6 protein-coding genes, 2 tRNA genes and 3 rRNA genes are annotated in these 13,862 nt (G+C 33.0%); 1 reads left to right on the forward strand and 10 read right to left on the reverse strand.

The annotated features are described in order from the left end of the window. The first annotated feature begins 272 nt into the window (after positions 1–272). Positions 273–1,505, forward strand: a complete 1,233-nt coding sequence (locus tag CGEO_RS05470; protein WP_075495275.1) for an ArsB/NhaD family transporter — start codon at positions 273–275, stop codon at positions 1,503–1,505. A gap of 572 nt (positions 1,506–2,077) precedes the next feature. On the opposite strand, the gene CGEO_RS10355 is transcribed toward CGEO_RS05470, so the two are convergent. The 10 genes from CGEO_RS10355 to CGEO_RS05520 all read right to left on the reverse strand — a co-directional run bounded on the left by CGEO_RS10355 (position 2,078) and on the right by CGEO_RS05520 (position 13,260). Continuing rightward, positions 2,078–2,509, reverse strand: a complete 432-nt coding sequence (locus tag CGEO_RS10355) for a ComEA family DNA-binding protein (protein ID WP_075495470.1) — start codon at positions 2,507–2,509, stop codon at positions 2,078–2,080. 2,623 nt (positions 2,510–5,132) lie between these two features. Continuing rightward, a 5S ribosomal RNA gene (gene rrf, locus CGEO_RS05480) occupies positions 5,133–5,251 on the reverse strand. 271 nt (positions 5,252–5,522) lie between these two features. Continuing rightward, positions 5,523–8,435, reverse strand: a 23S ribosomal RNA gene (locus CGEO_RS05485). 585 nt (positions 8,436–9,020) lie between these two features. After that, on the reverse strand, positions 9,021–9,647 hold the full coding sequence (locus CGEO_RS05490) for a LysE/ArgO family amino acid transporter (RefSeq protein ID WP_075540627.1): 627 nt from the start codon (positions 9,645–9,647) through the stop codon (positions 9,021–9,023). 2 nt (positions 9,648–9,649) lie between these two features. Then, entirely contained in the window at positions 9,650–9,979 is a 330-nt protein-coding gene (locus tag CGEO_RS05495; RefSeq protein WP_075540626.1) for an ACT domain-containing protein, read from the reverse strand. Beyond that, positions 9,976–10,386 (reverse strand): 2OG-Fe dioxygenase family protein, encoded by a 411-nt coding sequence (locus tag CGEO_RS05500; RefSeq protein WP_075540625.1) that lies wholly within the window; start codon positions 10,384–10,386, stop codon positions 9,976–9,978. The genes CGEO_RS05495 and CGEO_RS05500 overlap by 4 nt, the downstream gene beginning before the upstream one ends. A 12-nt stretch (positions 10,387–10,398) precedes the next feature. Next, the gene (locus CGEO_RS05505; RefSeq protein ID WP_075540624.1) at positions 10,399–10,809 is read right to left on the reverse strand and encodes a hypothetical protein; all 411 of its coding nucleotides are present in this window, start codon (positions 10,807–10,809) and stop codon (positions 10,399–10,401) included. Positions 10,810–10,961: 152 nt separating this feature from the next. Next, a tRNA-Ala gene (locus CGEO_RS05510) sits at positions 10,962–11,037 on the reverse strand. A 402-nt stretch (positions 11,038–11,439) separates the two neighbouring features. Then, a tRNA-Ile gene (locus CGEO_RS05515) sits at positions 11,440–11,516 on the reverse strand. Between the two features lie 228 nt (positions 11,517–11,744). Further along, positions 11,745–13,260: ribosomal RNA gene (locus CGEO_RS05520) — 16S ribosomal RNA — on the reverse strand. Positions 13,261–13,862: the final 602 nt, after the last annotated feature.

The following is a 13,862-nucleotide window of genomic DNA, read 5'->3' on the forward strand; positions in this document are numbered from 1 at the left end:
TCTAAACTCGCTGTATCCTTTCTGTCTACAAAAATTTACAAACGCTAAAAACATAGTATATATAATAAATTTAGTTAAAATAAAAAATTATCATATTTTTCAAGATTATTTGGTTACAAAAATATACAACTATATCTTTTAAAATTATTTTTAATCCCTAAATTAAATATAAATTTAAATCGGCGAGTCCTTAGACTGATATAAATAAATTTGATTTTACCTTGTAAATTTACGCTATAATCACACTTTTAAAACTTATTTTAGGCATAAATTTGGCAGTTTTTATCTTTTTCTTAACACTATTTTTACTTTTTTTAAAACCGTTTGGGCTTAAATTTGGCACAGCCAGCCTAATAGGCGCACTCTTATCGCTAGTTTTTGGCACAGTAAATTTGAGCGATGTTAAAGAAATTTTTCACCTTACGTATGAAGCAAACATCGCATTTATCGCGCTAATCGTTGTATCAATGGTGCTTGAAGCAAATGGGTTTTTTAAATTTATCGCAGTTAAGTTCTTCTCTCATACAAAAAACACCATGACTCTTTTTATCACCACTCTTGTGCTTTGCGCATTTTGTAGTGCGTTTTTTGCTAACGATGGCGCTGTTTTGGTTATGACCCCATTGCTTTTAGCACTTTTATTAGGCTCAAATCTATCGGCAAAAACCATAACCGCCTTTATGTTAGCAAGTTCGTTTATGGTTGATGGCGCAAGTTCGGCATTTGTCATTTCAAATCTTACAAATATCTTAACCGCAAACTACTTTTCTATCGGTTTTGCCGATTTTGCAACCTCGATGTTTTTGCCAAATTTACTCTGTGTAATTACTAGCTTAATTTTGCTTGTTTTATACTTTAAAAAAGAGCTTAGCGGCAAATTTATCCTAGCGCCTTATGGCAGAAGTTCAGTTATAAAAGATTCATGGCTTTTGAAATTTCAAATTTATACGCTTATTTTGATGTTTGGATGCTGTTTTTTACTAAATTTTATAAGTGTTTGTTGGATTTTACTGTTTTTTGGTGCTGTTCTTTTTACAATCGGTGCGATTAGAAAAAATTTTTCGCCTAAAACGATAATAACAAATGCGCCATGGCAAGTTATCATCTTTAGCGTGTCGATTTACATCGTAGTTTTTGGACTTAAAAATAGCGGTTCTATGGCATTTTTAACTCAAATTTATGCATTTGCATTAAGCAAAGGTGAAGTTGTTGGAATTTTAAGCGTTGGGTATATGAGCGCATTTTTAAGTAGCATTTTTAACAACTTACCGGCTGTCATGATAACCAACTTAAACATCGAAACGCTGGCTAATCAAAGTCTAATTTATGCAAATTTACTAGGCTCAAATCTTGGCACAAAACTAAGTCCGATTGGATCGCTAGCTACACTTTTGTGGCTACATATTTTAAACAAAGCAGGAGTAAAAATCAGCTTGTGGGAGTTTTTAAAATGCGGATTTGCTTTAACATTTGTCGTTTTAGGAGTATCACTTTTAGCGCTTTGAGTTTCCCCACCCCACCCTACAACAGCTCAAACTTATACCAGATATTTTGAAACTATATGTTGCATTTATTAAAACTACTGTATAAGCGCATTACTACTACAACTATTATATAAAAGCATATAGCTGTTTATTAATTTTGGTAAGCCAAAGTAAATTGCATTAACATTTTCATTTAGGCTATCATATAAGTTTATATAGTAACTATCTTTTGATATATTTTGACTAAACTTGCTACTATAAACTTATGGTGTTTATTAGCCCTTGTAGCTAAGCATAATATCAAAAATATCAAACAAGCCTTTTTAATCAGCTAGATATACAACCACTTATTACCATTATAGTATAAAGAGCTTATGCAGATATCTTTTATCTAACTATATAGCTATCTTTTAAGATATAACTCAACTATTTGCAAATGTCTTTAACATATAACTTAACAAACTAAAGAATTTATTTAAATTTTTAGCCCACCATACAACTATGTATATAGTTTGCTAATAACCTCATATATAGCAGCTAAGCCATATATGATTTTACAGTATAAGCAACCTATATATGACTTATATTTTTATCTACTTCTCTTTTGTATCAAGCTTAGTTGCTTTATCTATCTTAGCTTTGCTATCATTTATTGCTTTATCTTTTGATTTTTCACTCTTTTCTTTAGCTTTTTTGACCTTTTTATCAGCTGACTTTATCAACTTATCGCTTTTTTCTTTGATACTTTTTTTAGCTTTTTCTTTAACAGTAGTTTCGCCTTTTATATCTATATCTGATTTTAAAGCATTAAAGGTTTTATCTCCTATGCCATTTACACTTTTAATATCTTCAATTGATTTAAAAGGGGTAGCCTCTCTGTGCTTTATAATAGCTTCTGCTTTTATATCTCCTATACCTTCTAAACTCATAAGCTCATCTTTTGTGGCTGTGTTTATATTAACAGCTGCAAACACAAATGTTGTTAAAGCACCAAAGATTAATGCTAACTTTAAAATAAATTTCATAATTATCCTTTTTTATAAATATTATTTATTATATAGATTAATGGTTAATATCCGATAAATTTATCTCATTATTATAAAAATAGTTTGAATTTATCTTTTGACTTGGATAAATTTGTATATTAATATGTAAAAAATAGTTTGTTTTATTTTGTTTTACGCTATGTGATTTGTTATAGCTATAGTAGTAAATTTTTATGATATTAAATTTATCAGTTTGTGTTTGGTATAAATTTAAAAGCTTTAATATATTTTGTTTAGAAACTAGTTTTGGATATGTTTTATCATAAAGTATTTTACGCTATGTGATTTGTTATAACTATAGTAGTAAATTTCTATGATATTAAATTTATCAGTTTGTGTTTGGTATAAACCTAAAAGCTTTAATGTATTTTACTTAGAAACTAGTTTTGGATATGTTTTATCATAAAGTATTTTGCGGTAAATAGTTAATTAAGTCTAGTAGAGATTTTACAAATTTATGCTCTAGGATTTTGTAGGAAGTATTTTAAAAATATTTTAATACCAAAGAATGCTTAAGTTTTCTAAGGATTAGAATAAATCCAATATCTTTATAAAATTATCATACCAAAAATAAATCAAAAATTATATAAACAAGCTCTAAATTACAATTTTAGTGTTATTTCACTATAGATAAAATTTTACTTAAATTGATTTGCTTAAGATAACTGTAAGAAAAATCTTTTTATGTTGATTTAAACTATTAATTTTGCTCAAATTTAAAGATAGTAAGTAGTTATTACTATATCAATACTTATGATTTTATTTTGTATTCATTTTATAGTTTCAAGCTCCATTCTTTAACTAAATTTAACATACTTTTAAATCTTTAAAACTTATATTGTTTAAAAAAATTCAATAATTTTATCAAAATTTTGATATCTTAGAGTATACAAATACAAATTTAATTCTCATATAATTCAAATTATCACATTTTTAAGTTTAAAATATTTAACATACTTTTAAATCTTTAAAACTTATATTATTTAAAAAAAATCAATAATTTTAAAATTTTAATTTACAATCAAAGACTTTACTTAGAAACTAACCAACACTACAATAACGAATATCTTTTGATGATGAGGAGCTGATAGTTTAAAAACCAAATAACCTTGCAATAAACTAGCATAACGTAGGAAATCTTATAAATTTAATCAACAATAAATCTCAATAACTCCTCTTTTAGGTTTATACCTATTCAAACGATAATTTATATAATAAAGCTTTATTAAGATTAATTTATTTAAGATACATGGCACACAAATATATAAACTCTAATATCACTTTAATACACCAAATAAACAGTAAGGATATAGTAAAAATTATATAAACTCTTGCTTTAATCTAGCAATCTAATCAATCAAATATAAACTTAACATCATACTCTAACATAGCAAAAACTAATGCTTTATAACATTTACACTTTTAGATATTTTATCTTAAACAATTCTCTTAATCTAGCATAAAAAGTTTAATCTCTTTTGCACCTTCACACCACATATACCATCATAGCTTTAGCTATATTATACTATATCGCCATAGCTTAGCTCTAGCCTTCTCTTGTGCTTATGTGTTTACTTTAATTACTATAATTATTCACTCTACTATAATTTTTTAACTATTATCAAGCATTTTAAATATTTGCAAGATACTCTTTATAAAATAAAATCCTAGAATGTGAACTTATAAAATCTCTAACTAGACTTAATCAATTATTTACTATACTTAAAAAAGCGCAAATTTAAACTTCAACGATAAAAAACTATATTAAAGTAGACAGTCTGCATTAATAAAAATCAGCCATATAAAGATACAATCTGTATTAATTAAGAACGTATACTAATAAAGAGAATATAATTTAAAAAAGCCATAGCAAATTTTACTTAAATCAACAAGAAAAAATCTTTAGCTTATCTTAATACTATCAATCAAATTTTTAGTCAAATTTGATAAAAATACTTAGTTATATATCTCTGTGACTAAGCTTTTTTTAAACATAGAAAATCTTTAGGCTATCTTAGAAATTTTTAGTCAAATTTAATAAAAATACCAAATTTATATTAACTCTATGATTAAACTGTTTTAAACATAGAAATATTATAAAATATATAAATTACCTCAAGATGTAACTTCTTATAAACAAGCTCCAAATTAAGATTTTAATATTAAAAGCAAGTATATCTTATAAGCACACAAATATATAAACTCTAATATCACTTTTAATATACCAAATAAACAGCAAGGAAAGAGAATTGTAAAGATATTTTAGATTTACCTCAAGATGTAACTTCTTATAAACAAGCTCCAAATTAAGATTTTAATGTTAAAAGCAAGTATATCTTATAAGCACACAAATATATAAACTCTAATATCACTTTTAATATACCAAATAAACAGTAAGGAAAGAGAATTGTAAAGATATTTTAGATTTACAGTTATAACCAAACTATCACAATAAATAAAGTAGAGAATTTTATTACAAGCATAGACTAGTAAAGAAGCTTAGTATTGTATTATAAAAATAGTAGATTTACTAATATTTTTATTATTAACATTGTTATATTTTACTTTTTTGATTTAATTATTTGTATAAAAAGATTAACAAAGTCCGCAACGACCTACTTTCCCAACATCCCAGTAAGAGAGAGTATCATCAGCCACGATGAGCTTAGCTTCTTGGTTCGAGATGGTACAAGGCGTTTCCTCATCTGTATAGTCACGGACAGTGTTAAATAAAAGAACTTTTCTCTCAATTCTCTTATTAAACACTGTAATGTGTTCTATCTTAGTTAATAGTCTAAGTTTTAATAAAAACAATTTTATCTCTTGTTTTTATTAATAAATTGCGAAGTATTTTTTCGCTAGGCAAGGCAGATAAGCAAACACAAGGGAGCGAACTTAAAGTTCGTAACCGAAGTGTGAAGCGTAATCTAACGCCGCATAGTAGAAAAAAGACAAAGCAAGTTTTATCCTTAACAAGGAAGTGATGCTTAAAAAAGATAAGCAAACGTTCTATTAGTACTGGTCAGCTAAAGGACTCTCATCCATTACACACCCAGCCTATCAAACTAGTAGTCTACTAGAGAACTTAAAAGAAGATTCATCTTGGAGTTGGCTTCGAGCTTAGATGCTTTCAGCTCTTATCACATCCCAACTTAGCTACCCAGCGGTGCCCTTGGCAGGACAACTGGTACACCAGTGGTTGGTTCGACCCGGTCCTCTCGTACTAGGGTCAACTCTCCTCAATCTTCTTACGCCCACGGCAGATAGGGACCGAACTGTCTCACGACGTTCTGAACCCAGCTCGCGTACCGCTTTAAATGGCGAACAGCCATACCCTTGGGACCTGCTCCAGCCCCAGGATGCGATGAGCCGACATCGAGGTGCCAAACCTTCCCGTCGATGTGAGCTCTTGGGGAAGATCAGCCTGTTATCCCCGGGGTACCTTTTATCCTTTGAGCGATGGCCCTTCCACACAGAACCACCGGATCACTAAGACCGACTTTCGTCTCTGCTCGACTTGTATGTCTTGCAGTTAAGCTGGCTTATACCTTTATACTCTGCAAACGATTTCCAACCGTTTTGAGCCAACCTTTGTAAGCCTCCGTTACATTTTGGGAGGCGACCGCCCCAGTCAAACTACCCACCAGACATTGTCCTACCTAAGGATATACTTAGGCTAGTTAGCTACCCGAATAAAGAAGAGTGGTATCTCAACAATGGCTCATATATAACTGGCGTCATATAATCAAAGCCTCCCACCTATCCTGCACATCTTTATCCAAGTAGCAGTGTCAAGCTATAGTAAAGGTCCACGGGGTCTTTCCGTCTTGCCGCGGGTAGGAGGAATTTTCACCTCCACTACAATTTCACTGGATCCCTCTTTGAGACAGCTCCCATCTCGTTACGCCATTCATGCAGGTCGATATTTAATCGACAAGGAATTTCGCTACCTTAGGACCGTTATAGTTACGGCCGCCGTTTACTCGGGCTTCGATCAAGAGCTTCGCATTGCTGCTGACCCCATCAATTAACCTTCGAGCACCGGGCAGGCGTCACACCCTATACATCCTCTTACGAGTTAGCAGAGTGCTGTGTTTTTGGTAAACAGTCGGGAGGGACTCTTTGTTGTAACCTTTCTAGCTAGATCCGCAGGGATTTCACCAAAAGAGGCACACCTTATACCGAAGATACGGTGTTATTTTGCAGAGTTCCTTAAAGAGGGTTCTTCCACGCGCCTTAGAATACTCATCCCACCCACCTGTGTCGGTTTACGGTACGGGCAATTATTACTAAACTTAGAAACTTTTCTTGGCTCGATAGTATCATGGATTCAAACGCAGCTCCGAAGAGCGTTGTTTGCCTGTCAGATCTCGAATAAAGAGTTACGGATTTGCCTACAACTCAATCTACTTCCTTCGACTAACTATTCCATCAGTTAGCTCCATTAACTTTAAGCGTCCTTCCATCGCACATAATAATTGGTATTGGAATATTAACCAATTTTCCATCGCATACCCCTTTCGGACTTTGCTTAGGACCCGACTAACCCTACGATGACGAGCATCGCGTAGGAAACCTTGGGTTTTCGGCGTTGGGGATTCTCACCCCAATTATCGCTACTCATGCCTGCATGCTCACTTCTATCCGCTCCAGCGCTCCTTACCGGTACACCTTCAATGCTGAATAGAACGCTCTCCTACCACTTGACACTAATGTGTCAAGTCTACGACTTCGGTACTTATTTTAGCCCCGTTATATTTTCCGCGCAAAATCACTAGACCAGTGAGCTATTACGCTATCTTTAAAGGATGGCTGCTTCTAAGCCAACCTCCTGGTTGTTTCAGTAACTTCACATCGTTTTCCACTTAAATAAGATTTAGGGACCTTAGTCGGTAGTCTGGGTTGTTCCCCTCTCGACGACGGATTTTATCACTCGCCGCCTGACTGCTATGATTACGCTATGGGTATTCGGAGTTTGATAGGGTTTGGTACATTGGTATATGCCCTAGCCCATTCAGTGCTCTACCCCCCATAGTTACTACATAACGCTATACCTCAATATATTTCGGAGAGAACCAGCTATCACGAAGTTTGATTGGCCTTTCACCCCTATCCACAAGTCATCCCAAGACTTTTCAACGTCAGCGGGTTCGGTCCTCCGCCGGCTCTTACACCGGTTTCAACCTGCTCATGGATAGATCACTTCGTTTCGGGTCTGCAGCATCTGACTTGTCGCCCTATTAAGACTCGCTTTCGCTACGGCTCCGGGTTTCCTTAACCTTGCCAGACACCACAACTCGCAGGCTCATTATGCAAAAGGCAGTCCATCACACGTCATAAAGAATCGTGCTCTGAATGATTGTAAGCAAATGGTTTCAGGTTCTATTTCACTCTGATCACCTCAGTTCTTTTCACCTTTCCCTCACGGTACTTGTGCACTATCGGTTTGGTAGTAGTATTTAGGGTTGGATCGTGGTCGACCCAGCTTCAGACAAGATTTCACGTGTCTCGCCCTACTCAGGATACTGCTAGTTAAAAAGATGATTTCGTATACGGGAGTATCACCCTGTATCCTTAATCTTTCCAGATTATTCTACTATCATGTTTTTATACATATTGCAGTCCTACAACCCCACTAGTAAACTAGTGGTTTGCCCTTTTACGCGTTCGCTCGCCGCTACTTGCGTAATCTCAATTGATTTCTCTTCCTGTGGGTACTAAGATGTTTCAATTCCCCACGTTCGCTCCATATAGGTAATTAACATTGCTGTTAATTGGGTTGCCCCATTCGGAAATCTACGGATCAAAGCCTCTTGACGGCTCCCCGTAGCTTATCGCAGTCTAGTACGTCCTTCATCGCCTCTACCAACCAAGGCATCCACCATTCGCTCTTAGTAGCTTACCTTTTCTTTACTCCACAGACTAGCAAAGCTAGTCCTTGCGGCAAGGAGTGTAAACACTCCCTTGACCTACCTAAAGTATAAACATTTATTTAAAACTAAAGTTTTTTCATAAATGATAAACTAATGTATAGTCTAACCACAAGCTATCTTTTAAATATAGATTTAGAAGATAGTAAATTTGCAGAGTAATAATTTATTTTTAAATATGTTTCATATTCTAATTTGCATCACTTCCTTGTTAAAGATAAATTACTTGATGTAATTTAATATAGTTATAATCTATAACCCAAGACGGAAAGCATTAACCAAAGCATTTAGTAAGTTTAAGACTAAATCTTTTGTGATGGTTAAACTTCTTTTATCTCTTAGTAGTTATTGGGATAACAGATTTGTTTGAGATAAAATTTACAAAGTTATATTATTACAACCTTTAACAAGATCCTGTAAAATTGTTTTATTTTATTAAAACTTGTTTGTGACTATTAACAATGATAAGTTAAATAACGCTTTTCTAATTTTTAGTAAATTAAAAAAGAAATGTAATTATACAAATCTAACCTTAAAAGAATATTAAAATTTGAGATATTTTATATCAAATTTGAACTAATTGCAAATTTTAATAATGAGAAAGCTATTAAGAACATTATAAAAGCTATTATAACATCTACACACATTGCAATTTTTGGTTTTTGTAACCATTTACTTAATCTTTTTGCTCCAAAACCTAATGAAAAAAACCAAATAAAAGACGAACACAGAGCACCAAAAGAAAAAAATATTTTCTCTGTCACTTCAAGAGTCAAAGCAGCGGCTCCAACTATAAATACCGTATCAAGATATACTTGTGGATTTAAAAGAGTTACCCCCAAGGTTAAAATAAGTGATTTTTTAACAGAAATTTTATTTATTTTTAAATCTAAAGTATTCTTTATTGAAAATGCAGATTTCAAAGATAAAAAGCCATAATATATTAAAAATAAAATTCCTAAAATTGTTATTGTTAAATTAGCTATTTTATTCGTTGCTAAAATTTCTCCAACTCCAAATATGCCTATATTCATTAAGACAACATCACATAGAAAACATATAAAACATACTATAAAAACATTGCTTTGAGCAATACCTTGCTTTAAGACAAAAATATTTTGGGCACCTATAGCTACAATCAACGAGAAAGAAAGGATAAAACCTTTAACAAAAGTTAAAACTAGCATAATTATATTCCCAAAATTTTGATAGCTGTCTCATAGTTTTTTTCTAGAACAAAAATATAATCTCTACTAAAAGCAGATACAACTAAAACACTAATCTTTGCATTTTTTAAAGGTTCAATTATCTTAAACAAAATACCGCTAGTTTCAAAATTATAAAGTTCATCTATATAAAAAGCTTTAAAGTATTCTGAAAAATTTTCTTCTGTATTTAATAAAGTCTTTATCATCGTATATCCATCTGCTTCCTTAATAATACAAAATGTGTTATCGGTAAATTCAAAATTTACATCTTTTATTATAATAAAGTTCCCATCTAATTTCTTTAGTTTCATTTAATCACCTCAAAATCAAATCCTATGCTAGAACGATAGGCTGGTTTATTTTTATCAATAGAAAAGATTTCTGTAACTTCATGCCACAAAGAAGTATTCATATCTGGTTGCAATATACCATATCCTTCTTTCAAAGTAATTTCTAGAATTTTATTAAATTTATTAAACATATTATTATAAATAATACTTTTTGCCCCTTTAATATTTTTTCTCTCAACTATAAAAGCAGACATAATAAAATCCATACCATCTTGATGAATGCCCTCTGGAGAATTTGTAGAAATATTGCCATCAATACAAAAAATTAAAGTATGATGAACTATAAGTTTAAATTTAAGAATATTTGTATATTTACTTATTTTAAAAGCGGTAAAAGTTATCATTTTTTTTAAAATATCATCAAACAATTCATCTGGAAGCTATTTAAATTTTCTAGTATATTTTCTATAGTCAAATTCATTATTTGAAATATATGCAAATTTTTGAGTAAATCCTCGATTTTCTTGTCTATTTATAAAAATATTATCATTTATAATTTCTACAATATATTCAGAAATTAAACGTCTTCTAGTCGGCTTCATAAAATTAATTATTTTAAATGTGTCTTCATTAATATTAAGTTTTGAAAAATCATAATCATAATTTAAATATACTTCGTTATCTTTTATATTAATAAATTGCTCCAAATAATCAACCTTATTTTTGTGCAACAAATATAAATCATCCTCGTATTGATCATAAAATTTGGATACCTTTTTTTGTAAAGTATCCAAATTTATGTCTAAATCAGAAAAATCAAGAATGGTTATTGGTATAGAAATATTATTCACTGTATATCCTAATTTATAAAATAAAATAGTATACTAGCATAAAAAATATAAAGAGTAACAAAGAAATAATATAATAAGTATAAATAAAGAAAAATTTAAGAAATAAAAGAAAAATTGTTAAACTATATACTTAATACTTCTATAATACGTGGTGGTGGAGAATAGCGGGATCGAACCGCTGACCTCCTGCGTGCAAAGCAGGCGCTCTCCCAGCTGAGCTAATTCCCCAATTCTATCTTTACCTATGCTAAGACTTATCCTTTATACACGCAGTGTCTTTGTCGGTTCGTTACACTCACAACGACAAATCCTAAAAAGCAAAGAAGTTTGCTTTTTCTTGTGCAAAGCAGGCGCTCTCCCAGCTGAGCTAATTCCCCATTTTTGCTTTCTCTTTTTTCTACTAAACTTTGTTACACTTTGCTTCAAACTGCAGTCACAAACATAAGTTTGCTCATTTGTTTTTGCTCGTGTTCCTTGTTTAGCGAAAAAATAGTTTGCAAAAATATTTATAAAATTCTTCCAAATTCTTAGACTTAATCAATTAAATTTAAAAGACTTAAATAAACTTCTATTCTATTATTAATTTCTTTTTATCTACTACTCAACATAGATTATAAAATCTTTGGTTTGTGGTGGGCCTAATAAGACTTGAACTTATGACCTCACCCTTATCAGGGGTGCACTCTAACCAGCTGAGCTATAGGCCCTTAACATATCTGGGCGTCAATCTTTCAAAACTAAACAAGTGCGATTGAGAGAAACTACTAAGAGTGTTAAGCTCTTAAGAACTAGTTAGTACAATAACTATCTAACTAGTTCTTACCACAAATAGTTTTCAAAGATAAATAATCGCTATCTTTGTTTTTACTATTTGATTTAGTAGTGTCGTTCTTTCTTAATGTATATCTTGTGAGAAATATACATATGTACTCTAGAAAGGAGGTGATCCAACCGCAGGTTCTCCTACGGTTACCTTGTTACGACTTCACCCCAGTCGCTGATTCCACTGTGGGCGGTAGCTAGTTTAGCATTCCGACTTCGAGTGAAATCAACTCCCATGGTGTGACGGGCGGTGAGTACAAGACCCGGGAACGTATTCACCGTAGCATGGCTGATCTACGATTACTAGCGATTCCGGCTTCATGGAGTCGAGTTGCAGACTCCAATCCGAACTGAGACATATTTTATAGATTTGCTCCATCTCGCGATATTGCTTCTCATTGTATATGCCATTGTAGCACGTGTGTCGCCCCGGACATAAGGGCCATGATGACTTGACGTCGTCCACACCTTCCTCCTACTTGCGTAGGCAGTCTGTTTAGAGTGCTCAGCCGAACTGTTAGCAACTAAACACGTGGGTTGCGCTCGTTGCGGGACTTAACCCAACATCTCACGACACGAGCTGACGACAGCCGTGCAGCACCTGTCTCAACATTCTAGCAAGCTAGCACTTCTCTATCTCTAAAGAATTTGTTGGATATCAAGTCCGGGTAAGGTTCTTCGCGTATCTTCGAATTAAACCACATGCTCCACCGCTTGTGCGGGTCCCCGTCTATTCCTTTGAGTTTTAATCTTGCGACCGTACTCCCCAGGCGGTATACTTAATCCGTTAGGTGCATTACTGCCTTGACTAGCAAAGCAACAACTAGTATACATCGTTTAGGGCGTGGACTACCAGGGTATCTAATCCTGTTTGCTCCCCACGCTTTCGCGCCTCAGCGTCAGTTAAGTTCTAGCAGATCGCTTTCGCAATAGGTATTCTTGGTGATCTCTACGGATTTTACCCCTACACCACCAGTTCCATCTGCCTCTCCCTTACTCTAGATAAATAGTTTCCTAAGCAGTTTAACAGTTAAGCTGTTAGATTTCACAAAAGACTTATTCATCCGCCTACGCGCCCTTTACGCCCAGTGATTCCGAGTAACGCTTGCACCCCCCGTATTACCGCGGCTGCTGGCACGGAGTTAGCCGGTGCTTATTCGTTGGGTACCGTCATTATTCTTCCCCAACAAAAGGAGTTTACGCTCCGAAAAGTGTCATCCTCCACGCGGCGTTGCTGCGTCAGGCTTTCGCCCATTGCGCAATATTCCTTACTGCTGCCTCCCGTAGGAGTCTGGACCGTGTCTCAGTTCCAGTGTGACTGATCATCCTCTCAGACCAGTTATGCGTCATAGTCTTGGTGAGCCATTACCTCACCAACAAACTGATACAATATAGCCCCATCCCTTAGCGAAAAGACTTTCCCAACCAAACATATGTTTAGTTGGAGTATAGAGTATTAGCAGTCATTTCTAACTGTTGTTCTCTTCTAAGGGGCAGGTTAGCTATATATTACTCACCCGTGCGCCACTAAGAATTAAAAGAGCAAGCTCTCTTAATTCTCCGTTCGACTTGCATGTATTAGGCACGCCGCCAGCGTTCACTCTGAGCCAGGATCAAACTCTCCATATTAATTTACTTTTAGCGCACAAACAAAGTCTGTGCTAAAGTAACAAATACTAAAGCACACCAACACAAAGTGTTGGTGTAAATTTAGCAAATGACCAAATTAAAGTTATTGAGTATTTTACTTAAAAAGCATATACTGCTATAACCTAAATTTGGATTTAATTATGAAGTTTTTAATCATAAAAACTTTATTAGTTTTAATTGTTTTTCTTTTTAATAAAATTAAAAAGTGGCTCAATCGATCACTTGTTTAGATTTCAAAGATTGACTTTAAAATTTATAGTTTAACAATTATAATTTAAAAAACATGCTTCTTTATCTTTATAATCTTAGTAACATTAATCTTATTAGATTTAATGTAAAAAGCTTCATCTACATAGATGAGATAAGAAAGTTAAGAGTTTTAAAATCTTGGCTTTCTTTGAAGCGGAAATGAAAGTATATAAAAGCAACACTTAAAACTAGCTTAATTACAATAAAAAAATAGTGAAAAAGTGAAAAAAAATAAAATATGGTAAAAATATATGATGAGATGATAAAAGCAATAGTAATGTAAGGAAAGTTAGGGTTAGGGGTTGAAGTTATTGCGTAAAAAGATAAAGAGG

It is taken from the genome of Campylobacter geochelonis (genome assembly GCF_013201685.1).
In the GTDB taxonomy this organism is placed as follows: domain Bacteria; phylum Campylobacterota; class Campylobacteria; order Campylobacterales; family Campylobacteraceae; genus Campylobacter_B; species Campylobacter_B geochelonis.